The organism is Bradyrhizobium sp. 191 (genome assembly GCF_023100985.1).
Classification (GTDB): domain Bacteria; phylum Pseudomonadota; class Alphaproteobacteria; order Rhizobiales; family Xanthobacteraceae; genus Bradyrhizobium; species Bradyrhizobium diversitatis.
In genome coordinates this window covers 7,189,445-7,213,825 of record NZ_CP064692.1, presented here as the reverse complement: position 1 = coordinate 7,213,825, position 24,381 = coordinate 7,189,445, and the positions used below count along the sequence as shown (strand labels likewise).

Here is a 24,381-nt window from a genome sequence, read left to right as displayed (position 1 = left end):
ACATCTTGCGTATAGGCCTGGTGGTCGATCACCCCAAGCGTGACTTGCCGGGTGCGGTCATGCTCGGTTATCAGCTTGCGCGGCGCGGCGTCTCCGTCGTGCTGGTGCCGATGTACGAGCAGGCCGTCGACGTTCCTCGGCTCGGGCTCGACGCGCTGGTCGTCAACTACGCGCGTCCCGTCAACCTCGATCTCATGCGCAGCTTTGCGAGGGACGGGCTCGCGCTCTACGTCCTCGACACCGAAGGCGGCGTGCTCGCCGAGAAGGGCGGCAACTCGCCGCCGGCAATGGCCGCGCACGTCAAGGGCAGCGGCTACGCCGACATCCTGGCGGGTTATTTCTTCTGGGGCAGTCGGCTGCACGAGGCCTTCCTCGCGGCCGGAACCATGAAGCCGGAGCAGCTTCACCTCACCGGATGCCCGCGCTTCGACTTTGCTGCGCCGCGCTGGCGCGCGCTGCTCGATGGCGAACCGCGCGACTACCTGCTCGTCAACGCCAACTTCCCGCTGGTCAATTCACGCTTCACCGGCAAGCCGGGCGGCGAGCGCGAAGCGATGGTGCGGGCCGGTTGGGATGGCGGCTATGTCGATCGCTTCATCGCGGACCTGAAGCAGGTCTTCACCAACTATCTCGCCGAGATCGACCGCCTTGCCGCAGCGCGGCCCGACCGCACCATTCTGGTGCGTCCGCATCCCTTCGAGAGCGAGGAGGTCTATCGCAACGCGCTGGCGCGCCACCCCAACGTCATGATCGACGGCACCGGCAGCGTCCTCGACCGCATCCGCAATGCGGCCGCCGTCGTTCATCTCAACTGCGGCACGGCCGTCGAATCGGTCCTGCTCGGAAAGCTTCCGCTCCAACTCGAATATCTGAACACACCGACCACCGCCGGCCATGCGGCGCTGCCCGCGCGCGTGAGCCGACCGGTCGCCTCGTTCGAAGAGCTGCTTGGCGCGATCGACCAGATCGAGCGCGAGACCGAGAGCTTCGATTTCGCCCGCGTTCATGCCGCCGATATCGAGGCCTTCTTCCATCTCAACGACGGGCAAGCCGCAGAACGGGTCGCTGACGTCCTGACGCGCGCTGCGGGTGCGCGCCGGCCTTACGTGTCGTTGCTGGCGACCGTGAAGGGCACGCGCGACAAGCCGAGTGTCGGCCAGATCGTCAAGGGCGCTGCCAGTGCCGCGCTCGGATCGGCCGTGACGGAACGGCTGCGCAGCCGGTTCAACCCGGCCCGGCGCGACAAGCGAATCGAGCCGGTCGTCGTCAGAACCCTGCTGCAGCGTATCGCAGCTCATGACCGCGCGAGCCCGGCGCAATTCGCCACAAGACGCGCACACTGCGCGACGACAGGCTTGCCGCTCGCAAGCATTGCCATCGACCCCACCCGATAGACTCATGGCCACACCCTCAAAGACCATTCTCATCACCACGCTTGCCGAATACCAGACCCGGTTCTGGATTCCGGTCGCGCAGCGGCTGCGTGCGGCAGGCAACGATGTCGAGCTGCTCGCCTTCGACGATCGCAGCGCCGAAATGTCGGCGGCCGAAGGCGTGCCGGTCACCAACATGTACCGCGACGGCCTCAGGACGGGTCCCTCCCCCGACGACCGCGGCGCGTTCGACGCCCGCGTTGCCGCCTACGGGCTCGACGGGACCAATTTCCTGTTCAGCCATGAGCGGTTCACGTTCGGCATCCGCGACACCGCAGCGCTGCGCCGACGGTTCATGATCTATGCCAACGCGATGGAGGCGCTGCTCGACCGCCTGGAGGCTGAAGGCAAACGCGTCGAGCTGGTTCAGGAGCTCGGCGGCTTCCTCTCCGTCATCGCGAGCTTCTACGCCGCCAGGCGTCGCAACATCCGCAACTGGTTCATCGAGCCTTCGTTCTTCCGTGGCCGGATGTATTTCACGCCCGACAGTCTCGCCGCGCCCGACGTGATGCCGACACCGGCAGATGCGGTGTCGGCCGAGGTTCGCGCCTATCTCGACGACACGCTGAAGCAGCGCGCGATCGTCATCCCCAAAAAGGACCAGCATCATTATTCAGCGGCCTTCAAGAAGGTCGTGAACCTGCGCAATGCCCGCCGCCTCACCGAAAAGCTGTGGGACCAGTTCGCGCTCGGAAAGCACCAGGAGTTCGGACACAATCTGCGTCACGCCCGCGTGCACGCGGCGATGGCGCTCAATGCGACGCGGCTGCGCAAGCTCTACAAGCCGATCCCCGGGGCGCCCTTCGTCTACTATCCATTCCACGTTCCCGCTGACATGGCACTGACGCTGCGCTCGCCCGACTACCTCGACCAGGTCGCAACGGTCGACTTCCTGCTGCGGACGATCCCGGACTCGCATGTGCTGGTGGTGAAGGAACACCCCGCCCAGATCGGCGCGATCTCGGCCGACCGCCTGTTCGAGTTGGCGCGCCGCTTCGACAATTTCGTGCTGCTGCCGCCGCAGACCAACAATTACACAGTGCTCAACCGCGCCGATGCGGTCATCTCCGTCAACAGCAAGTCGGGCGCCGAGGCCTTGCTGCTCGGCAAGCCGGTCGTGGTGATGGGCGATGCGTTCTACCGTTCCTGCCCGCTGGTCTACGCGGTCGACAGCCTGGCGGACGTGCCCGCAAGGCTGCGCCAGGCGCTCTCCGCCGGGCCATTCGATCCGGCCAAGGGCGCGCCCTATTTCGAATCGGCCTGGCGCAGCTCTTATCCGGGCGAACTCTATATCGGCGATCCCAGGCTGCTCGACACGTTTGCGGCCTCGTTGTGCGCCGCGATCGCTGAGCCCGCTGCCCGCGCGAATTGAACGGACCCCGTCATGCCGCTCGTCTCGATCATCACCCCATCCTGGAACGTCGAAGGCCTGATCGAGGAGACCATCCGCTCGGTGCAGAGCCAGAGCTTTTCCGATTGGGAGCTGCTGATCGCCGACGACTGCTCGACCGACAGGACACCGCAGATCATCGCGGACATCGGCGAGCGCGATCCTCGCGTCAGGCTGATCCGGCAGGCGAAGAACGGCGGGCCGGCGCTGGCCCGCCAGGCCGCGATCGACCGGGCGCAGGGCCGCTATCTCGCCTTCCTCGACAGCGACGATCTGTGGCTGCCCGGGAAACTGGAGCGGCAGCTCGCCTTCGCGAAGGCGAAGCAGGCCGCGCTGAGCTTCACCGCTTTCCGCCGCATCAACGAGACCAACACGATCACCGGACGGCTGATCGAGGTGCCGGCCTCGCTGAGCTATGGGCAGCTCCTGAAGAACACCGCGATCGCGACGCTGACCGCGATGGTGGACCGCGAGATCGCCGGCCCCATCGCGATGAAGAACGAGGGTTATGACGATTTCTGCCTGTGGCTCTCGATCCTCAAGCGCGGCCATGCCGCATACGGCCTCAACGAGGATCTGGCGCGCTACCGCGTCAGGGGCTCCTCGGTCTCGAGCCGCCCGATACGCTCAGCCAAATGGGTCTGGCAGATCTACCGCAATGTCGAGCACCTCTCCCTGGTCCGATCGGCCTGGTGCTTCGGCCATTGGGGGGCGCGGGCCTGGTTGAAGCGGCGGGAGTTCTAGGCCCAACCTAAAAAGTGCGAAAACAACCCCATGCACAGTAGAGGTGTTTAGATACCTCGATCCAAGGCATTTGGCTATTGGCGAGTCCGGCCGTTGCCGATACCACTCAGCCGCTCCCTTTGCGAACAATCTGGAACCGATCATGCCGTTTGAAAACTACAGGAACAGCCGCATCCTCGTGACCGGGGGAGCCGGGTTCATCGGATCGCACCTCTGCGAACGACTGCTCGAGACCGGGGCCGAGGTGGTATCCGCGGACAACTATTTCACCGGCAGCCGGCGCAACATTGCCCATCTGATCGCAAATCCGCTGTTCGAGGCGGTCAGGCACGACGTCACCTTCCCGCTCTACATCGAGGTCGACGCGATCTTCAACCTGGCCTGCCCGGCCTCGCCGATCCACTACCAGCGCGATCCGGTACAGACCACCAAGACCTCGGTGCACGGCGCCATCAATATGCTTGGGCTCGCCAAGCGGCTCAAGGCGCGCATCTTCCAGGCCTCCACCAGCGAGGTCTATGGCGATCCGCTGATCCATCCGCAGACCGAGGATTACTGGGGCAACGTCAACCCGATCGGCATCCGCTCCTGCTACGACGAGGGCAAGCGCTGTGCCGAGACGCTGTTCTTCGACTATTGGCGCCAGCACGGCCTGCCGATCAAGGTCGCGCGCATCTTCAACACTTACGGCCCGCGCATGCAGCCAAATGACGGTCGCGTGGTGTCGTCCTTCATCGTCCAGGCGCTCAAGGGCGAGCCGATCACCGTGTTCGGCGACGGCGGCCAGACCCGCTCGTTCTGCTATGTCGACGACCTCGTCGAGGCCATCACGCGGTTGATGGTGAGTGCGGAAGACGTCACGGGACCGATCAATCTCGGCAACAATTCCGAGTTCACCATCCGCGAGCTCGCCGAGAAGGTCATCAAGCTCACCGGCTCGCGCTCCAAGCTGGAGTTCAAGCCGCTGCCGCAGGACGATCCGCGCCAGCGCCAGCCCGACCTCACCAAGGCGAAGGCGGTGTTGAACTGGGAGCCGAAGGTCGCGCTCGAGGACGGACTGAAGGAGACGATCGCCTACTTCAAGCACTCGCTCGAAATCGCCTGATCCCGCTCGCAACGTCCCCCGTCGGCCAGGCCCATGGCGTCAGCTCAGCAGGAAACTGGAGCCGTGCAGATCGTGAGGCACATCCATCACCATGTCGGTCACAGCCATGTCGTCACTCCCTGCCGCCTGCGTCCACGGCTCCGACGCGGTCTTCGGATCCGCCGGCGCGGGCATTGGGTCGGGGACCTCGAACGGGGTGGTCGATGAGGTCCCACCCTGAGTGAAGTTGAACGCGAAGCTGTCACCGAGCGGCGCAGCGCCGACGGTACCGTCGCCATTGAGATCCTGCTGGAGCGTCGGCTCCAGCGCTTTCAGAGACGGATCGGTCCCGAGCACTTCCGGAGCCGCGGCAAGTGTCGTCACGAAATTCCCAGCGCTGTCCGTGCTCCAAACGGAGTAATGGGCGTTCGCCGAATTCTTCCAGACCACGTCGTAGCCGCCGCCCGACACCTGCTCGGCGCCAATGACCGACCAAGTGCTGTAATTGGCCGCGACCACCGCGGCGCCCGCATATTTCAGAGCGGGGCCACTGCCGGCCGCGTCGTACAGGTAGTAGTAGCCACTCGACAGAACCGCACGGGTCGATCCAAATGCCTCGATGGTGATGCCGCTGACGGGGACGACGGAGGCACCGATCGTGCCGTCGCCGTTGAGATCCTGGTGAAGCGTCGGCTCCAGCGCCTGCAGAGACGGATCGCTTCCCAGCACTTCCGGGGCTGCGGCAATCGTCGTCAGAAAGTTGCCAGAGTTATCCGTGCTCCAGACAGAGTAGTGAGCGTTGGCCGAATTCTTCCAGACCACGTCGTAGCCACCGCCTGACACCTGCTCGGCACCAATGACCGACCACGTGCTGTAATTGGCCGCGTTCACGGCGGAGCCCGCGTACTGCAGGGTGGGTCCGGTGCCGGTTGAAATATTGTCAAGGTAATAGTTACCACCAGACAGAACCACGCTTGTGGATCCGAGCGCCTCGATCGTAACGCCGCTAACGACGGGTATAACGGAGACGCCCGTCATGCCGTCGCCATTGAGATCCTGGTGGAGCGTCGGCTCCAGCGCCTGCAGAGACGGATCGGACCCGAGCACTTCCGGAGCCGCGGCAAGTGTCGTCACGAAATTCCCAGCGCTGTCCGTGCTCCAAACGGAGTAATGGGCGTTCGCCGAATTCTTCCAGACCACGTCGTATCCGCCGCCGGACACCTGCTCGGCGCCAATGACCGACCAGGTGCTGTAATTGGCCGCGGCCACCGCGGCGCCCGCATATTTCAGAGCGGGGCCACTGCCGGCCGCGTCGTACAGGTAGTAGTAGCCACTCGACAGAACCGCACGGGTCGATCCAAATGCCTCGATGGTGATGCCGCTGACGGGGACGACGGAGGCGCCGATCGTGCCGTCGCCGTTGAGATCCTGGTGAAGGGTCGGCTCCAGCGCCTGCAGAGACGGATCGCTTCCCAGCACTTCCGGGGCTGCGGCAATCGTCGTCAGAAAGTTGCCAGAGTTGTCCGTGCTCCAGACAGAGTAGTGAGCGTTGGCCGAGTTCTTCCAGACCACGTCGTAGCCACCGCCTGACACCTGCTCGGCACCAATGACCGACCACGTGCTGTAATTGGCCGCGTTCACAGCGGAGCCCGCGTACTTCAGGGTGGGCCCGTTGCCGGTCGAGATGCTGTTCAGATAGTAATTGCCGCCAGATAGAATCACGCTGGTCGCCCCGAATGCCTCGATCACCGTCGACACGAGGCTGGAGGCAGCGATGGTGACGCCGCCAAACCGGAAATACTCGACCGTCGTGACGGTATCGGTGCCGTCAGGTGAGCCACTGCGCAGGTCGGTCAGGGTGAAGGTCTGTGCCGCCTCATTGTAGGAGATCGTGTAGCTTGCCTGGCTGCCCGAATACACTGCCGTGTCGGTGCCCGAACCGCCATTGATGGTATCGTTTCCCGCGCCGCCCGTGATCGTGTCGTTGCCGCCGCCGCCGTTCAGCGTGTTGGCGATGGCGTTGCCGAGGATCGTGTCATTGCCGGAGCCGCCGATGGCGTTGTCGATGTAGGAGCGCGTGTCGCCATTGTAGAGATAGGCGTTGTAGACGTTGCCCGATGCATAGTGGCCGTTGCCGAGATAGGCCAGCTGCACGGCGGAGAACACCGACGAGGCACCGGGATTGAGGTTGATGCTCAGGTTGGTCGTGTAGTTCGACAGGTCGTAGGTATCGACGCCGCCGCCGTCCCAGACGGTCTCGTAGATGCGGTTGGCCGAGCCGCCGACGCCGCCGCCCGGCGCGAGCTGACCGACGCCGTTGATGAACTGCTGCCCGGTGGTCGAATTCCAGGTGTAGACGGTGTTGCTGCTCTGCGTCGTGTAGTCCGCGCCGTACATCGTCTGGAGCGCGAGGATATCGTTGGCCATGTAGGTCTGCGAATATCCGTAGGCTTCGTTGGTGTAGCCGCCCGTGGTCGAAGCGCCGACATAGCTGCGATAGCTCATGACGGTGTATTCGCTACTGTCATGCGCGCTCGGCACCGCGACGTTGGCGGGCCCGCCGGCCTCCTGGCTGTGCTTGAGGCCGAGGGCATGGCCGAGTTCGTGCAGCGCGGTGGTGAAGTAGTAATTGCCGAGCTTGGCCAGCGAGAAATTGTATTGGGTGCCGAACCAGATGTCGCCGCCGGGCGCATAATTGCCGGGATAGTAGGCGTAAGCGGTCGGATTGGCCGCCGGCGACTGCGCGACCATGATGTCGGCGCCGTTCGTGCCTGCGTACTGGATGTCGGCGTTGGTGTAGCTGAGAATCAGCCCGATCGCGTAGTTGATCGCCGCCTGTATCTGCGTGGGCGCCGAAACAAAGCCCGAGGTGGTCGGCTCGCTGTAGCCGCCGCTATAGGGATTGGCGTAGTCGCTCGGCGCGTCGGCAAAACTGTAGGTAATGGTGCCTGACCATTTGGCGCCCGACAGCAGGCCGTCGATCTCGGCGTTGTTGGTGGCACTGACATTCACAGCGGTAGCCAATTGACTCTCCAGAGCAATGCCTCGCCAGGTTCGCGGCGGAGGCGCATGATTCTAGCCTGAGAGTTGAACGTTTGGTTTAACTTGGGCTGCGGCGTCCGCTCCCTTCCGTAAGACCTTGTTAGGCGTCAAATCCCGTAGTCATACGGACACCGATGGGATACGGCTTCCGGCCCCTGTCATGTCCCAGAGACGATATGATGAAACGAGGCGCATTGTCAGCCGGTCTGATCGGCGTCCTCGCGACGTTCGCGGGATCGGATCATCTGTCCAACGGAGAACAGCCTGCCATGTTCGGGAAAGCCAAGGCGGATGACGGCAGGAAGGAGAGCGGCGAGGCAGGGCGCGCGCCCTCCATGCCAATCGCCCGCGATCCTGCCGTCGCGGTGGCAGAGGAATACGAAGCCGCCCGCCGGAAGGGAACGCGGGAAGCGTTCGAGCTCTTCATTGCGCGCCACGGCGATGATCCCTTGGCCGAGCAGGCGCGCGCGGAATTGAAACACCTGTCGCGCTGACCCTTCCACGCGCCGCAGCCAAGCCGCCACGCACCGCAGCAAAGCCGTGTCAGGCATGGCATTTCGGCAGGCGGCATGCGCATCGCACGAGGGTTGCCGCAAGGTCTTTCGGCACTATGGTAGGCCCCGCAATCCGTCCCGGAGCCTCTCAAGATGCCCTTTCCGCATGCCTCGGAAGCCCTGTCGCGCTTCACCGTGCTCGATCTGACCCGCGTGCGCTCCGGGCCGACCTGCGTGCGGCAACTCGCGGACTGGGGCGCCAACGTCGTCAAGATCGACGCGCTGACCGAGGACGCCGGCGGCGAGCAGCCGGGCGGCCCCCGGCAGGGTTCCGACTTTCAGAATTTGCACCGCAACAAGCGGGCGATGACGCTGAACCTGAAGGATGAGCGCGGGCTCGCCGTCTTCAAGCGCCTGGCCACCAAAGCCGACGTCGTGGTCGAGAATTTCCGGCCCGACGTGAAAAAGAAGCTCGGCATCGACTATGACAGCCTCGCCGCAATCAACCCGCGCATCGTCTATGGCAGCATCTCCGGCTTCGGTCAGGACGGCCCCTACCATAAGCGCCCCGGTTTCGATCAAATCGCGCAAGGCATGGGCGGGCTGATGTCGATCACCGGCGCGCCGGGCGGAGGCCCGATGCGGGTCGGCATTCCCGTCGCCGATCTCACCGCTGGCCTGTTCTGCGCCATGGGCATCCTCACCGCACTGCTCGAACGCGAGGTCTCCGGCAAGGGCCAGTGGGTGCAGACCTCGCTGCTCCAGGCCCAGATCTTCATGCTCGACTTCCAGGCCGCGCGCTGGCTGATGGAGAAGGAGGTCGCCAGGCAGGCCGGCAACAACCACCCGACCAGCATTCCGACCGGCGTGTTCAAGACTTCCGACGGCTACATCAATATCGCTACCACCGGCGGCCGGATCTGGGAGCGCTGTGCGCAGGCGATCGGCGCGCCGGAGCTCTTTGGCCATCCCGACTATGCGACGGCGCCTGCCCGCTCCAAGAACCGTGATGCGCTCAACGCCGAGATCGAGAAGCGCACCGTGACGAAGTCGACCGATACCTGGGTCCGCGAGCTCAACGAGGCCGGCGTGCCCTGCGGTCCCATCTATGCCATCGACCAGATGTTCGAGGACGCGCAGGTGAAGCATCTCGGCATTGCGCAGGACGTGCCGAACGACGATGGCCGCCATATCCGCCTGGTCGGCCAGCCCGTGACGCTGTCGCGCACGCCGAGCAGGATGGTGGCGCGGCCGCCGGAATTCGGCGAGCAGACCGACGAGCTACTGAAGGAGTTCGGTTTCGGCGCCGACGAGATTGCGAGGCTGCGGGACGCCAAGGTGGTGTGAGTATCGCTGACCTTGGCACTATCAGCCCTTCGGCCGTCGAAGCACGAAGCCTCGCTGAAAGGCGGAACGAAACGAGGCTTGATGGCTGCAACGACGACGGTGCGCTCCCTCTCCCGCTTGCGGGAGAGGGCTGGGGAGAGGGTGCTTCCGCAATGGGACGATCCCCAAGAGGAGAAAGCCCTCACCCGGCGCGCGGGACGATGCTTCACATCGCCCGGAACGCGCCGACCTCTCCCGCAAGCGGGAGAAGTGAACGACCCGCCGCAATCGATTCAACCTAAGGCAGTCCGGCTTATTGCGATGTCGCTCTCGCCCCCTGTGTCCATCCGACGCGACCAAGCAGGGCGTCGATGACCGGCCAGAACAGCAGCACAATCGCCAGGGTCGTGATCGAGCCGACCAGACCGTTCGACCAGAACACCTTCAAGGTCCCGCCGGAGCCGATCATCGACAGGCGGAAGGCATCCTCGGCGCGGTTGCCGAGCACGAGCGCGAGGGTGAACGGCGCCAAGGGAATGCCGATCTTCTTGAAGACGTAGCCGACTACGCCGAAGCCGAGCATTAGCCAGATGTCGAACATCGCGTTCTGGATCGCATAGGCGCCGATCGCGCAGGACACCACGATCATCGGCGCCACCGCCGCGAACGGCACGCGCAGGATCGAGGCGAAGATCGGCACCGTCGTCAGCACCAGCACGAGGCCGACGACGTTGCCGAGATACATCGAGGCGATCAGGCCCCAAACGAAGTCCTTGTGCTCGACGAACAGCAGCGGCCCCGGATTGAGCCCCCACACCATCAGGCCGCCGAGCAGGATCGCCGCAGTGCCCGAGCCGGGAATGCCGAGCGCCAGCATCGGCAGCAGCGCCGAGGTGCCGGAGGCATGCGCCGCCGTCTCCGGCGCGAACACGCCCTCGATGCGGCCCTTGCCAAAACTCTCGGGCTCTTTGGCGAAGCGCTTGGCGAGATTGTAGCCCATGAAGGAGGCAGCGATCGCACCGCCGGGGGTGATGCCGAGCCAGCAACCGATGAAGGACGAGCGCAGCAGCGTCACCCAGTATTTCGGCAGATCCTTCCAGACGCCGAGCACGACGCGCAGCGAGATGCCGGCCGCATGTCCGCGCAGCGCAAGGCGCTCCTCCATCGTCAGCAGGATCTCGCTGATGCCGAACAGGCCGATGACGGCGACCAGGAAGTTGATGCCGCGGAGCAATTCCGGCGAGCCGAAGGTCATGCGGAGATTGCCGGACACGGTATCCATGCCGATGCCGGCGAGCAGCAGCCCCAGGGACATCGAGATGACCGTCTTGTGCTTGGCCTCGCGGCCGAGACCGACGAAGGAGCAGAAGGTCAGGAGATAGACCGCGAAGAACTCGGGCGGGCCGAACTTCAGCGCGAAGGACGAGATCATCGGCGCGAGGAACGTGATCAGCAGCACGGCGACCAGCGAGCCGATGAACGAGGAGGTGAATGCCGCGGTCAGCGCCTCCGCCGCCCGACCCTGCTGCGCCATCGGATAGCCGTCGAAGGTGGTCGCGACCGACCAGGCTTCGCCGGGGATGTTGAACAGGATCGAGGTGATGGCACCACCGAACAGCGCGCCCCAATAGATGCAGGACAGCATCACGATCGCCGAGGTCGGGTCCATCGTGAAGGTGAGCGGCAACAGGATCGCGACGCCATTGGGGCCGCCGAGCCCCGGCAGCACGCCGACGAAGATGCCGAGCACCAGCCCGACCATCATCAGCACGAGCGTCTTCCACGTCAGCAGGACGGCAAAACCGTGGAGCAGGAGCCCGAAAGCTTCCATCGCGCGGGCCCGCCTAGCGGCCGAGGGCCGCTTCGAGCGGCCCTTTCGGCATGATGACGTCGAAGGCGACGTCGAAGGTGACGAACATGATCGCCGTGAACACGAAGGCGGTGAGCAGCGACTTCCACAGCGTGATCTTGCCGACGAGGCGCATGAAGCCCGCGATCAGGAAGAAGCTCGCGACATAAAGGCCGAGGAACTGTGTCGCCGCGCAGAACAGCAGTGTCGGTACGAACACTGCCATCACGCGGCGGGCCTGCGCCCGTGTGACGAAGGTCTCACGCGCCGCGCGCCGCGCGAGGAGCGCCGCGATCAGGCCGTAGAGGCTGCCGCCGCCGAGGATAATGGCGAGGTAGAACGGGAAATAGCCCGGCTCCGGCCCGGTCGCATCCCATGACGCGCCGGTACGCCAATTGTCGTAGCCGAGCGTGGCGGCGAGCGCGAGCAGCAGGAGACAGACGACGATCTCGATCGTCGCGGAAGAGACGACGGAGGGGGAGTCGTCTTCGGGCGCGGTCGGATCATCGACGACGATTTCAAGTTCGGTTTGGGACATGGTGACCAAATGCTGTGGCCAATCCCCTTTCCCCGCTTGCGGGGAGAGGGTCTGGGTAACGGGGAGTCTCCGCGGAAACGGCGAGAGTTGGCCTCGCGGAGAGTCCCCCTCACCCGGATTGCATCTTCGATGCAATCCGACCTCTCCCCGCAGGCGGGGCGAGGTGAAACAGCTACTTCGCGACGAAACCGGCTTCCGTCATCAGCGACTTGTTCAGCGCATCGTCCTCCTCGAGGAACTGCACCATGTCCTTGCCGGTGAGGAAGATCGGCTTCAGCGCCTGCTTCTCCATGTACTCCTTGTATTCCGTGGTCTGCGTCACCTTGTGGAACAGATCGACATAGAACGCCTGCTGTTCCGGCGTCACCTTGCCGGGCAGGAACATCGCGCGCAGCATCAGATACTGCACGTCGACGCCCTCCTCCTTGCAGGTCGGGATGTCGGCCCAGGACTGCGTCTCCGTCACCTTCGTCGAGTAGGAGATGCGCTCCTTGTCGAACACGCAGAGCGGACGCACCTGGCCCGCGCGCCAGACTTCCAGATTTTCCGAGGGGTTGTTGACGTTGGCCTCGGTGTGGTTGCCGACCAGCTGGGTCGCGGCCTCGCCGCCGGACTTGTAGGGCAGATATGAGAATTTCGCGCCGGTCTTCTGCTCGAGGAACACGGTCAGCACGTGATCCTCACGCTTGGAGCCTGTGCCGCCCATCTTGAACGGCGAGCTTGCTGCCTTCGCCGCGGCGACGAACTCCTTCAACGTCTTGGGACCGGCGCTGTTGTCCCAGAGAACGAACTGATCGAGTGCGACCACGGAGACCGGGGTCAGCTCACGCCAGTTGAACGGGATCTTGGCCGACAGCGGCAGCATGTAGATCAGCGAATAGGCGATCAGCACCTTGTTCGGGTCGCCCTCGCTGGATTTCATGTACATCAGCGCTTCCGCGCCCGAGGCGCCGCCCTTGAGCGAGACGACCATCGGCTGCTTCATCAGATTGTTCTTCTGGATCGCGGCCTGCATCATCCGCGCCATCTGATCGGAGGCGCCGCCCGCGCCCGCGGCCACCACGATCTCGACCGGCTTCGCCGGTTCCCAGCCGGCGAAGGCCGGCGTGGTCAACAACAGCGCCGCCGCAGCGCCGACGGCTTTGACTGAAATTCGCACGAGTTTCGCCCCCTGATGTTTTTTGAGTTGTAGTGCGGAAGAATTCTATCCCTGCATAGTGCGGACTAAAGCTGACGAGTGCAAGCAGCCCGGCAATTCGGCGCCTATGACTTTCGACTGACGACGCCGATAGCGCGAGAGTTTACTTGCCCTTCCAGACGGGCGCTCGTTTGTTGAGGAAGGCATCCATGCCCTCGCGGAAATCTTCGCTCATATAGGCTTTCAGGATCAGGTCCTCGCCCTCCTCGCGCGACAGCGTGCGGCGGATGCGGCGCACCGCCTCCTTGGTCGCCTCCAGCGTGAGCGGCGCGTGGCTGGCAACGAGCTTTGCGGTCTCGTCGGCGCGGCGTTGCAGCGTCTCGACGTCGGGCACGACCTCGTTGAGCAGGCCGAGCGCCAGCGCTTCCTGTGCCTCGACGAGGCGCGCCTTGAAGATCATGTCCTTGGTGCGGGCGGGGCCGACCAGCGCGACGATGCGGCTGATGTTCGACATCGACAGGCAGTTGCCGAGCGTGCGCGCGATCGGAAAGCCCATCCGCGTCGTCTCGGTGCCGATGCGCAGATCGCAGCAGGCCGCGATGCCAGCGCCGCCGCCGGTGCAGGCGCCGGCAATGGCCGCGATCACGGGCACGCGGCACTGCTCGAGCGTGCCGAGCACGCGGTCGATCCGCGCCTCGTAGTCGAGCGCATCCTGCGCGGTCTTGAAGGCGCGGAATTGCGAGATGTCGGTGCCGGAGGCGAACGCCTTGTCGCCGGCGCCGGTCAGGATCAGCGCCTTGATCGAACGATCGGCGTTGATCTCCTGGCAGATCTCGGCCATGCGGTCATACATGGCGAAGGTCATCGCGTTGCGCGCCTGCGGGCGGTTGAAGGTGATCCGCGCGATGCCGTCCTCGACGGAGTAGAGCAGGTCTTCGTTGGCAGTCGTCGGTGCGTTCATCGCGCAATCTCTTTCTTCAAGTTGGATGGATCAAGCCACCTGGGCCTTGGCCATCGGCACCACGTCACGTCCCTTCAGGACGTCCATGGCCGCGAGCACGCCGCCGCTCCGGTGCGGAATCTTGGCAAGATCCAGGCCCATCTCGACGCCGGCAAGCGTCCCCATCAGCATCAGGTCGTTGAAGTGGCCGATATGGCCGATGCGGAACACCTTGCCCTTGACCTTGTTCAGGCCGGTGCCGAGCGACATGTCGAAATTTTCCAGCACGACCTTGCGGAAGGCGTCGGCGTCGTGTCCTTCCGGCACGCGCACACCGGTCAGTGCGGGCGAATGCGCGGCGGGATCGGCACATTGCGCTTCGAGACCCCAGACCTTGACCGCGGCGCGCGTCGCAGCGCTGTGGCGCTTGTGGCGGGTCCAGACGGTCTCCAGCCCCTCCTCTTCCAGCATCTTGACCGCTTCACGCAGGCCGTAGAGCAGGTTGGTGGCGGGTGTGTAGGGGAAGGTGCCGAGCTTGTTGAAGTTGATCACCTCCTGCCAGTCCCAATAGGAACGCATGCCCGGGTTGGCCTTGGCCGCGGCAAGCGCCTTCTCCGAGACGGCGTTGAAGCCGAGGCCGGGCGGCAGCATCAGGCCCTTCTGCGAGCCCGCGACCGAGACGTCGATGCCCCAGGCGTCGTGCTCATATTCCATCGAGCCGAGGCCGGAGATGGTGTCGACCATCAGCAGCGCCGGATGCTTGGTGCGGTCGAGGATCTTGCGCACCTCCAGCGGCGGCGTCACGCAGCCGGTCGAGGTCTCGTTGTGGACGACGCAGACCGCCTTGATCGCGTGCTGCTTGTCGGCGGCGAGGCGCTGCTCGATCTCGGCGAGATCGGCGCCGTGGCGCCAGTCGCCCGGGATGAAGTCGACGTCGAGCTTGAACTTGTCGGCGATGCCGCGCCAGAGCACGGCGAACTGGCCGGTCTCGCACATCAGGACCTTGTCGCCGGGCGCGAACACATTGACCATCGCCGCTTCCCAGGCGCCGGTGCCGGACGAGGGAAAGATGATCACGGGCTGCTTGGTGCGGAACACGCGCTGCATCGCAGCGAGAACGGCAAAACCGAGCTCGGCGAACTCCGGGCCACGATGGTCCAGCGTCGGCATGTCCATCGCCCGCAGCACCCGGTCGGGCACGTTGGTCGGTCCTGGAATCTGTAAGAAATGCCTTCCAGTATGCACGGTCATCGGCGTCCTTCCCGGTCTCGTCTTGGTTTGGTGGCCGCCGAATAGCACCATTTGACCGGCTTGTCCTCTCTCGAAAGGCTCCGTCCGTGCATGACGGACCGGCTTGCCCTCGCCTGCCTTCCCGTCCATCGCACTCCCCTTACGTGCCGACGATCTTCAGATGCGGCGAGGCATTGCCCTGCGGGCGCTGCTCCAGGAGCGTCATCGCGACGTCGACACCGCCGGAGCGATGCGGCACGCCAGCGACCGACAGGCCCATCTCGACGCCGGTGAGCGCGCCGAGCAGCGTCAGCGCGTTGCATTCGCCGAGGTGACCGATGCGAAAGACCTTGCCGGCGACCTTCGACAGGCCCGAGCCGAGCGACATGTTGTAGTTGTCGAGCACCACTTTCCGGAACTGATCGGCGTCATGCCCCGGCGGCATCAGCACCGCGGTGAGCACCGGCGAGAACTCCGAAGGCTCCTGGCAGAGCACTTCGAGACCCCAATGGTTGATGGCGGCCCGCGTCGCGGCCGCCAAGCGCTGATGCCGCGCAAAAACATTGTCGAGCCCCTCTTCGAGCAGCATCGCGATCGCCTCGCGCAGGCCGTAGAGGAGGTTGGTCGCGGGCGTATAGGGGAAGAAGCCCTTGGCATTGGGCTTGAGCATCTCCTCCCAGTCGAAATAGGAGCGCGGCATCTTGTTGGTCTTGGACGCGGTGAGCGCCTTCTCCGAGATCGCGTTGAAGCCGAGGCCGGGCGGCAGCATGAAACCCTTCTGCGAGCAGCTGACGCTGACGTCGACTTTCCACTCGTCGTGGCGATAGTCGACCGAGCCGAGCGAGGAGATGGTATCGACCATCAGCAGCGCGGGGTGGCCTGTGCGGTCGATCGCGGCGCGGATCTCGGCGATGCGGCTGGTCGCGCCGGTCGAGGTCTCGTTGTGCACGACCATCACGGCCTTGATCGCGCGCGCGGTATCCTCAGCGAGCTTGGCCTCGATCACCGCGGGATCGGCGCCGCGGCGCCAGTCGCCCGGGACGAAATCGACCTCGACGCCGAAGCGCCCCGCCATCTGCCGCCACATGGTGGCGAAATGGCCGGTCTCGACCATCAGCACCTTGTCGCCCGGCGACAGCGTATTGACGATCGCAGCTTCCCAGGCGCCGGTCCCCGATGAAGGGAAGATCACCACCGGCCCCCTGGTCTGGAATATCTTCTGGCTGCCTTCGAGGACGGTCCGACCGAGCTCGCCGAATTCGGCGCTGCGGTGATCAATGACAGGCATATCCATCGCGCGCAGGACGCGCTCGGGGACCGGGCTCGGGCCCGGAATCTGCAGGAAATGGCGTCCCTGATGCATGAAAACCTCCCTGTCGGCGGGTTACGGCCGGCTTCGCCGGCCATTTTGCATTCATTTTTTGTCCATTCAATCGAAATCTGGTATTCGATTGTGGGCGTCGACGCGACCAAACGGGCAAACTACTGTACTCCAAATGAAATCCACGATTACCGACACCGGGGTCCCGATCACCCCGCCAACCGGCAACGGCGGCGACCGCCAGGAAAACCGTCACGAGGCCTCGCTACATGGCGAGACTGTGCTGCGGCTGCGCGACTACGTGGTTGAGGGCAACATTCCCGAGGGCGGGCGCGTTCCCGAGCGGCAGCTCTGCGAGATGCTCGGCATCTCCCGCACACCTTTGCGCGAGGCGTTGAAGGTGCTCGCCGCCGAGGGGCTGATCGAGCTGTTGCCCAACCGCGGCGCGCGGGTGCGCCAGCTCAGCCAACGCGACCTGGAAGAGCTGTTCGACGTCATGGCCGGACTGGAAAGCCTGGCCGGGCGCCTCGCCTGCGAGGCCATCACGGACGCGGAGATCACCGCGATCGAGCAGCTGCATTACGAGATGTACGGCCATTATCTGCATCGCGACATGCACGGCTATTTCCAGACCAATCAGCGCATCCACGAGAGCATCGTCGCGGCCGCGCGCAACGAGACGCTTAAGAGCGCCTACGCCAACTTTGCGGGCCGCATTCGCCGCGTCCGCTACTCCGCCAATTTCGCCCGCAAACGGCAGCGCTGGGCGGAAGCCATGCGCGAGCATGAGGCCATCCTCGATGCACTGCGCCGCCGCGCCGCAAGCGAGCTCAGCGACATCCTGTTCCAGCACCTGCGCAACAAGCGGACGGCGGCGATCGAGCACCTGACCGAGCCCCGAGAGGACGCGCCGGCCTCGCCCTGAGGGCGTCCGGCTTGCTCATTTTGCATTCACAATATAATCGGTCAGGAAGCATAATGAATAACTCGGCAAGGCTGAGCCTTACTGGGTCAGTCCGGGATCAGGGATGACAAACGCCTCCTCGCTCGAACGGCGCCTGCGGTCGGAATTGACCGGCGACGTCCTGTTCGACCCATTCAGCCGTGGCCGCTACGCTACCGACGCCTCGTTCTACCAGATCATGCCGGCCGGCGTGGTGGTGCCGAAGACCATGGACGAGGCCTTGCTGTCGCTGGCGATTGCCCGCGACGAAGGGGTGAAGGTCATCCCGCGCGGCGGCGGCACCTCGCAATGCGGCCAGACCGTCAATGACGGCCTCGTGGTCGATCTCTCCAAGCACCTCAACCGAATCCTGTCGCTCGACGTCGAAGGCCGCACCTGCGTGGTCGAGCCCGGCATCGTGCTCGACGACCTCAACCGGCAGCTGAAGAAGCACGGCCTGTGGTTTCCGGTCGACGTCTCCACGGCCTCCCGCGCCACCATCGGCGGCATGGCCGGCAACAATTCCTGCGGCGGCCGCAGCCTGCGCTACGGCACCATGCGCGACAACACGCTATCGATGGAGGCATCGCTCGCCGACGGCACGCTGAGCCGTTTTGGCGAGGTCTCGCGCGATCTCTCCGACCTCGAAGCCAGCGACAGCACCCGCGCCCTGTTCCGCGACATGCTCGATCTCGGCACCCGCGAGGCCGACGAGATCGCGGCGCGCTTTCCAAAAGTGCAGCGCCGCGTCGGCGGCTACAATCTCGACGCGCTGGTGCCGCGCAATGCGCCGAACAACATGGCGCATCTCCTGGTCGGCTCCGAAGGGACGCTAGCCTTCACCACCAAGGTCGAGCTGAAGCTCTGGCCCGTGATCCGCAACAAGGCGCTCGGCGTCTGTCATTTCGGCAGCTTCTACGAGGCGATGGATGCGGCCCAGCATCTGGTGAAACTCAAGCCGATCGCGGTCGAGCTGGTCGACCGCACCATGATCGCGCTCGGCCGCGACATCGCGATGTTCCGCCCCATCATCTCGGCCGCGATCAAGGGCGATCCGGATGCCGTGCTGGTGGTCGAATTCGCGGAGGAGGACCAGGCGGACAATCTGGCGCGGCTCAAGCAGCTCGGCGAACTGATGGGGGACCTCGGCTTCGGCTGGAATAACGAGCCGCGCAAATGGGGCGGCGTGGTGGAGATCATCGAGCCCGCGCTGCAGAGCGGCATCGCCGATTTCCGCGCCGCCGGCCTCAACGTCATGATGTCGATGAAGCAGGAGGGCAAGCCGGTCTCATTCGTCGAGGACTGCGCGGTGCCGCTGCCGCACCTCGCCGACTACACGGCGCGGCTGAACGAGGTGTTTGCCAGGCACGGCACAAGCGGCACGATGTACGCGCACGCCTCGGAGGGCTGCCTGCACGTGCGCCCGGTGCTGAATCTGAAGCTGGAGAAGGACGTCAAGGCGATGCGTGCCATCGCCGAAGAGGCCTTTGCGCTGGTGCGCGAATACAAGGGCTCGCATTCCGGCGAGCATGGCGACGGCCTGGTGCGCTCCGAGTTCCACGAGAGCATGTTCGGCGAGCGTCTCGTCACCGATTTCAGAGAGGTGAAGCAGCGCTTCGATCCCGCCGGCGTGCTCAATCCCGGCAAGATCGTCGATGCGCCGAAGATGGACGACCGCTCGCTGTTTCGCTTCAAGCCGGACTATCGCGTCGCTGAGCTGAAGACCAGGCTCGACTGGTCGGCTTATCCCGGCGCCGGCAGCGGTTTCCAGGGCGCGGTCGAGATGTGCAACAACAATGGCGCCTGCCGCAAGCTCGAGGGCGGCGTGATGTGCCCCTCCTACCGCGCGACGCGCAACGAGAAGGATGTCACGCGAGGGCGTGCGAACACGCTGCGCCTTGCGATCTCGGGCCAGCTCGGCCCCGACGCGTTGGCGTCAGACGAGATGATGGAGACGCTGAAGCTCTGCGTCTCCTGCAAGGCCTGCCGCCATGAGTGCCCCACCGGGGTCGACATGGCCAAGATGAAGATCGAGGTGCTGGCCGCGCGCGCTGCCACGCACGGCCTGACGTTGCGAGATCGGCTTGTGGGCTACCTCCCGCGCTATGCCGGACTCGCGTCGCGCTTCGCGCCGCTGGCGAATTTGCGCAATCGCAGCCCGCTGTTGCGAAAGCCGTTCGAGCACTTTGCCGGTATCAGCGCCCGCAGGGTCCTGCCCGCCTTCCGCAGCGACGTGTTCGTGCCGCCGGCCGACAGCGTCGGCCCGGACGCCGGCCGCGAAGTCGTTCTGTTCACCGACACGTTCAACCGCATCTATGAGCGGGAGAATCTCGACGCGGCGCTACGCGTTCTGGTGGCCGGCGGCTATCGCGTGCATCTGCCGAAGCCTGCGCGTGGCGGCCGGCCGCTCTGTTGCGGCCGCACGTTTCTCTCTGCCGGCCTCGTCGACGAAGCGAAATCTGAGCTCGATCGCCTCGTGGCCGCCTTCGCGCCCTTCGCCGCGCGCGGCGTGCCGATCGTCGGGCTCGAGCCGAGCTGCCTCTTGACGCTGCGCGACGAGCTCGCTTCGCTGCGCAAGGACAACGACGCCAAGGCCATCAGTGCCCATGCCCTCACCTTCGAGGAATTTTTGGTGCGCGAGGCCGCGGCCGGCCGTCTGCAACTGCCGCTCGGGGCCGTCGCCGACAAAGCCATCGTGCACGGTCATTGCCATCAGAAATCCTTCGGCGCCTTCAAGCCGGTCGAGCAGGTGCTGCGCCTCGTCCCCGGCCTGAAGGTCGAGACCATCGAGTCCAGCTGCTGCGGCATGGCCGGCGCCTTCGGCTACGGCGCGGACACTTATGACGCCTCGATCGAGATGGCCGAGCTGTCGCTGCTGCCTGCCGTCCGGCGCGCGGACCCAGATACGCTGGTCGTCGCCGACGGCACCTCGTGCCGGCACCAGATCCATGACGGCGCGCAACGCGAGGCGCTTCACGTCGCGCGCGTGCTGGCGATGAGCCTCGATCGCGCCGAAACCCATTCCTCCTCTCAAGCTGCAAAGGAACCCAGCCATGGCTGACCTCACGCTCGACACCGCCCGCAAGATCCTCGACGCCGCCTTCGCGAAAGCCGGCGAGCTGAAGCTGAAGCCGCTGGTCGTCACCATCCTGGACGCGCGCGGCGTGCTCAAGCTCGCAGCCGCGCAGGACGGCACCAGCCTGATGCGCGCCGAGATCGCGCACGGCAAGGCCTATGGCGCGCTCGCGATGGGCATGGGCTCGCGGGCCCTGTTCCAGCGCGCGCAGGAGCAGGCCTATTTCATCGACGCCGTGAACACGATTGCAAAAGGCGCGCTGGTGCCGGTCCCCGGCGGTGTGTTGATCATGGACAGCACGACGCTGCTCGGTGCCGTCGGCGTCTCCGGCGACACGTCCGACAATGACGAGGCCTGCGCGGTGGCGGGTATCCAGGCGGCGGGGCTGAAGGCGAATGCGGGGTGAGATTGTCATTCCGGGGCGCGCCCACTTGGCGCGAGCCCGGAATCCATTTCTCCATATCGCGTGCTGCACGATGGATTCCGGGTTCGCGCTTCGCGCGCCCCGGAATGACGGCGGAGGATGAGGCTACATTCACGTTGAAAATCGGACTGAGCTGGTAAACCCCGCTCTCGTGCCCCGGACGCAGCGCAGCGCCTTAGCGGTGCGCTGCAGAGCCGGGGCCCATGTCGCTACATGTCCCCGTGCCGCCCTGGGTCCCGGCTCTGCGCAGCAACGCTGACGCGTTGCGGCGCGTCCAGGATACGAGAGCGGTGCCCTCCTCTACCTCCCCGTCCAGACCGGCTTCCGCTTCTCGCTGAACGCCTTCAGCCCCTCCTTGGCGTCCTCGGTCATCGCGAGCAGCGCGATCTGGCTTTCGGTATAGGCGATGCTCTCGTCGAACGACATCGAGGCGATCGCGCGCATGGCGTACTTGCCGCGGCGGATCGCGGTCGGCGATTTGTCGACGATGCGGCCGATCAGCCAGTCGACCTTGGCATCTAACTCGGCGGTGGGCACGACGTAGTTGAGGAGGCCCGCGGCCTGTGCGGCCTTGGCGTCGAACGGCTCGCCCGTGAGCGCCCATTCGTTGACGAGGCGCGGCGGCGCGATGCTCTGGAGCAGGCTCAACACCTGCATCGGGAAGACGCCGACCTTCACCTCCGGCAGGCCGAAGACGACGTGATCGGCCGCGACCGCCATATCGGTCATGCACAAGAGGCCCATGCCGCCGGCCATGCAGACACCACCGACCCGCGCAATCGCCGGCTTGGTGGCGTTCTGTGACAAACGCAGCAGATCGGCATAGTCGACATTTGGTTTGGAATGATCCATCGCGAAGGCCGCGCCGGAATTCTGCAAATCGGCGCCGGCGCAGAACGCCTTGTCACCGGCGCCCGTCAGCACGATGACGCGGACGTCTTTGTCCTCATGCGCGTCGCGATATCCTTTGCTGATGCCGGCGATCACGTCGCCGTTCAGCGCGTTGCGCTTCTCCGGCCGGTTGATGATGATCCAGAACGCCTGCCCGCGCTTTTCGGTGATGACGGCTGTGGTGTCGATCATGGCACGCTCGTTTCCTTGGCTCCGCTTGCAGCCATTTGCGGCAGCTCGGGCGGGAGGTGCAAGCGCAAACTGCGGCGCGCCGCTGCTTTAGCGCCTCGACACAAATTGCAGGCCGATAGCGGTGCGCGCCGCTCAGGCGACCGCTTTCCTGATCCAGACCTTGTTGTCGTGGAACGCGGCCCCGCCGATCGGCGCGATCGTGTCCGCACCCGTCAGCGTGTTGATGCCGCGGCCGCCGATGTGGTTCTTGTTGGGATGAACGGACTCTGCGATCAGCACACCGCGCCGCACGCCCTCGAACAGCGTTGCGACCAGCGTGGTCTCGCCGCGGCTGTTGCCGAGCGTCACGGCGTCGCCATCGGCGATGTCGAGCGCTGCCGCATCCAGGGGATGGATCATCACACTCGCCTTGCCCTCGCGCGCCTGAGAGGACGGCGTCTCGTTGAACGTGGTGTTGAGGAAGCTCCGCGAGGGACTGGTCGCGAGCCGGAATGGGTGGGCTTGATCAGCGTGCTCGATCGCCGCCCAATGGTCCGGCAGCGCCGGCATCTTGTCGACATCGCCCATGGTCACACCGAACGGCGGATGCGCCCAGTCAGCCTTGAAGTGGAACTTCTTGTCGGCATGAGCAAAGCCATCGAGGTAATGCGAGGTGCGGAAATCCGGCTGCAGGTCGCGCCAGAGATCGGCTTCGAGGCCGGCGATGTCGCCGTGATCGCTCAACCTCAAGGTCGCATCGATCAATTCGCGCGGCGTCATCTCGAAACCCGGATGCTTGGCGCCGAGCCGCGGCGCCAGCGCCTGCAGCACCTCGTGGTTGGAGCGGCATTCGCCGGGCGGATCGATCAGCTTCGGCCCGACGGAGATGTGCTGGTGGCCGCCGCCGTAGTAGAGATCGTCATGCTCCATGAACATGGTGGCCGGCAGCACGATGTCGGCCATCTGGGCCGTCTCGGTCATGAACTGCTCATGCACGGCGACGAACAGGTCCTCGCGCGCAAAGCCCTGCCGGACCAGCGCCTGCTCCGGCGCCACCGTCATGGGGTTGGTGTTCTGGATCAGCATCGCCTTGACCGGCCCCTTGCCCTGGAGGGCTTCGGCATCGCCGGTGAGAATGCGACCGATCTGCGACTGGTCCAGCGCGCGCGTGGTCTTGTCGATCGCATCGTGGCCTTCGATGATGGATTCGTTGAAGTGCCACAGCGCGAAATTGTTGAAGAAGGCGCCACCGCCTTCGTACTGCCAGGCACCGGTTACCGCGGGAATGCAATTTGCCGCGTGCATCTGCGTCGCACCATTGCGGCTGCGCGTAAAGCCGTAGCCAAAGCGGAAGAAGGTCCGCTTGGTCTCGCCAACCGCTTTGGCGAACGCCTCGATCTCCGCCACCGGCACGCCGCAAATCTTCGACGCCCATTCCGGCGTGCGCGCCGTCAGATGCGCCTCGAGCTCGGCCGGACAGTCCGTGTACTTGTCCATATAGGCGCGGTCGGCATAGCCGTCGCGGAACAGCACATGCATCACGCCGCAGGCAAAGGCGCCGTCGGTGCCGGGCGCAGGATGATCTTGATGTCAGCCTGCTTCATGGTCTCGTTGTCGTAGATGTCAACCGCGGCGATCTTCGCGCCGCGCTCCTTGCGCGCGCGGGCGGCGTGCGTCATCACATTGACCTGGGTGTTGACGGGATTGGTGCCCCAGATCACGACGAGGTCGGACAGCGCCATTTCGCGCGGATCGACGCCGGCGATCTTGCCGGTGCCGATCGCAAAGCCGATGCGCGCGACATTGGCGCAGATGGTCTGATAGAAGCGCGAATATTTCTTCACATGGGTAAGGCGGTTGAGGCCGTCGCGCATCACAAGGCCCATCGTGCCGGCGTAGTAGTAGGGCCAGATCGATTCCGCGCCGAACTCGCGCTCGGCCTCGTTGAAGCGGTGCGCGATCTCGTCCAGCGCCTCGTCCCAGGAGATCCGCGCGAATTGCCCTGAGCCCTTCGCACCCGTTCGGCGCATCGGATATATCAGCCGTTCGGGGTGATGGATCCGCTCGGCATAGCGGGCGACCTTGGCACAGACGACGCCGGCCGTGTAGGTCTGCTGCTTCGAACCGCGGACGCGGCCGATGCTGCGGCCTTCGATCACCTCGACATCGAGGGCGCAGGCCGAGGGGCAGTCATGCGGACAGGTCGAATGGCGGATTTCGATCTTGGCGTGCTGGTTCATGTCCCAGTTCGTAACACCAAAATACCGGCCAGCCGAGCGCGTTTATCCGGCAAGACCCATGCGATTTGCACAAAGCGCACGCGCCATGGGTTCCTGCTGCAACCGCG

General features: G+C 65.0%; 17 protein-coding genes and 1 pseudogene. 9 read left to right on the top strand and 9 right to left on the bottom strand.

The features are described from left to right. The first annotated feature begins 5 nt into the window (after positions 1 to 5). The 4 genes from IVB23_RS33805 to IVB23_RS33790 all read left to right on the top strand — a co-directional run bounded on the left by IVB23_RS33805 (position 6) and on the right by IVB23_RS33790 (position 4,672). A complete protein-coding gene (locus IVB23_RS33805) occupies positions 6 to 1,394 on the top strand; it encodes a surface carbohydrate biosynthesis protein (RefSeq protein ID WP_247801411.1) in 1,389 nt (462 codons plus the stop codon). Between the two features lie 4 nt (positions 1,395 to 1,398). After that, positions 1,399 to 2,805: a capsule biosynthesis protein gene (locus tag IVB23_RS33800; RefSeq protein WP_247801410.1), complete on the top strand. Its 1,407-nt coding sequence runs from the start codon at positions 1,399 to 1,401 to the stop codon at positions 2,803 to 2,805. Positions 2,806 to 2,817: 12 nt separating this feature from the next. Continuing rightward, on the top strand, positions 2,818 to 3,567 hold the full coding sequence (locus tag IVB23_RS33795) for a glycosyltransferase family 2 protein (protein WP_247801409.1): 750 nt from the start codon (positions 2,818 to 2,820) through the stop codon (positions 3,565 to 3,567). Positions 3,568 to 3,709: 142 nt separating this feature from the next. Continuing rightward, positions 3,710 to 4,672 (top strand): UDP-glucuronic acid decarboxylase family protein, encoded by a 963-nt coding sequence (locus IVB23_RS33790; RefSeq protein ID WP_131873044.1) that lies wholly within the window; start codon positions 3,710 to 3,712, stop codon positions 4,670 to 4,672. A gap of 39 nt (positions 4,673 to 4,711) precedes the next feature. Here the strand turns inward: IVB23_RS33790 and IVB23_RS33785 are convergent, their stop codons facing one another. After that, complete coding sequence (locus IVB23_RS33785) at positions 4,712 to 7,675, bottom strand: M10 family metallopeptidase C-terminal domain-containing protein (RefSeq protein ID WP_247801408.1); 2,964 nt, start codon at positions 7,673 to 7,675, stop codon at positions 4,712 to 4,714. A gap of 197 nt (positions 7,676 to 7,872) precedes the next feature. Between IVB23_RS33785 and IVB23_RS33780 the strand changes: the two genes are divergently transcribed. Together IVB23_RS33780 and IVB23_RS33775 are read left to right on the top strand one after the other, a co-directional pair. After that, the gene (locus IVB23_RS33780; protein WP_247805009.1) at positions 7,873 to 8,187 is read left to right on the top strand and encodes a hypothetical protein; all 315 of its coding nucleotides are present in this window, start codon (positions 7,873 to 7,875) and stop codon (positions 8,185 to 8,187) included. A 153-nt stretch (positions 8,188 to 8,340) separates the two neighbouring features. Beyond that, on the top strand, positions 8,341 to 9,534 hold the full coding sequence (locus IVB23_RS33775) for a CoA transferase (RefSeq protein WP_247801407.1): 1,194 nt from the start codon (positions 8,341 to 8,343) through the stop codon (positions 9,532 to 9,534). Between the two features lie 292 nt (positions 9,535 to 9,826). Here the strand turns inward: IVB23_RS33775 and IVB23_RS33770 are convergent, their stop codons facing one another. The 6 genes from IVB23_RS33770 to IVB23_RS33745 form a co-directional block, all read right to left on the bottom strand. After that, entirely contained in the window at positions 9,827 to 11,344 is a 1,518-nt protein-coding gene (locus IVB23_RS33770; protein ID WP_247801406.1) for a tripartite tricarboxylate transporter permease, read from the bottom strand. A 13-nt stretch (positions 11,345 to 11,357) separates the two neighbouring features. After that, positions 11,358 to 11,900: a tripartite tricarboxylate transporter TctB family protein gene (locus IVB23_RS33765; RefSeq protein WP_197966950.1), complete on the bottom strand. Its 543-nt coding sequence runs from the start codon at positions 11,898 to 11,900 to the stop codon at positions 11,358 to 11,360. A 172-nt stretch (positions 11,901 to 12,072) separates the two neighbouring features. After that, positions 12,073 to 13,059, bottom strand: coding sequence for a tripartite tricarboxylate transporter substrate-binding protein (locus tag IVB23_RS33760; protein ID WP_247801405.1), 987 nt, complete (start codon positions 13,057 to 13,059; stop codon positions 12,073 to 12,075). A gap of 142 nt (positions 13,060 to 13,201) precedes the next feature. Next, positions 13,202 to 13,999, bottom strand: a complete 798-nt coding sequence (locus IVB23_RS33755; protein ID WP_061877952.1) for an enoyl-CoA hydratase/isomerase family protein — start codon at positions 13,997 to 13,999, stop codon at positions 13,202 to 13,204. 30 nt (positions 14,000 to 14,029) lie between these two features. Then, complete coding sequence (locus tag IVB23_RS33750) at positions 14,030 to 15,229, bottom strand: aminotransferase class V-fold PLP-dependent enzyme (protein WP_247801404.1); 1,200 nt, start codon at positions 15,227 to 15,229, stop codon at positions 14,030 to 14,032. A gap of 139 nt (positions 15,230 to 15,368) precedes the next feature. Then, positions 15,369 to 16,571 carry an alanine--glyoxylate aminotransferase family protein gene (locus tag IVB23_RS33745; RefSeq protein ID WP_247801403.1) on the bottom strand — a complete coding sequence of 401 codons (1,203 nt, stop codon included), beginning with the start codon at positions 16,569 to 16,571 and terminating at the stop codon, positions 15,369 to 15,371. Positions 16,572 to 16,704: 133 nt separating this feature from the next. Here IVB23_RS33745 and IVB23_RS33740 point away from each other — a divergent pair, with 133 nt between their 5' ends. The 3 genes from IVB23_RS33740 (at position 16,705) to IVB23_RS33730 (ending at position 20,954) form a co-directional block, all read left to right on the top strand. After that, the gene (locus IVB23_RS33740; protein WP_247805008.1) at positions 16,705 to 17,454 is read left to right on the top strand and encodes a GntR family transcriptional regulator; all 750 of its coding nucleotides are present in this window, start codon (positions 16,705 to 16,707) and stop codon (positions 17,452 to 17,454) included. A 103-nt stretch (positions 17,455 to 17,557) separates the two neighbouring features. After that, positions 17,558 to 20,533 carry an FAD-binding and (Fe-S)-binding domain-containing protein gene (locus tag IVB23_RS33735; RefSeq protein WP_247801402.1) on the top strand — a complete coding sequence of 992 codons (2,976 nt, stop codon included), beginning with the start codon at positions 17,558 to 17,560 and terminating at the stop codon, positions 20,531 to 20,533. Further along, positions 20,526 to 20,954: a heme-binding protein gene (locus IVB23_RS33730; protein ID WP_247801401.1), complete on the top strand. Its 429-nt coding sequence runs from the start codon at positions 20,526 to 20,528 to the stop codon at positions 20,952 to 20,954. The genes IVB23_RS33735 and IVB23_RS33730 overlap by 8 nt, the downstream gene beginning before the upstream one ends. 318 nt (positions 20,955 to 21,272) lie before the next feature. On the opposite strand, the gene IVB23_RS33725 is transcribed toward IVB23_RS33730, so the two are convergent. Together IVB23_RS33725 and IVB23_RS33720 are read right to left on the bottom strand one after the other, a co-directional pair. Continuing rightward, entirely contained in the window at positions 21,273 to 22,055 is a 783-nt protein-coding gene (locus IVB23_RS33725; protein WP_247801400.1) for an enoyl-CoA hydratase/isomerase family protein, read from the bottom strand. 132 nt (positions 22,056 to 22,187) lie between these two features. Beyond that, positions 22,188 to 24,274, bottom strand: a pseudogene (locus IVB23_RS33720) (molybdopterin oxidoreductase family protein). Positions 24,275 to 24,381: the final 107 nt, after the last annotated feature.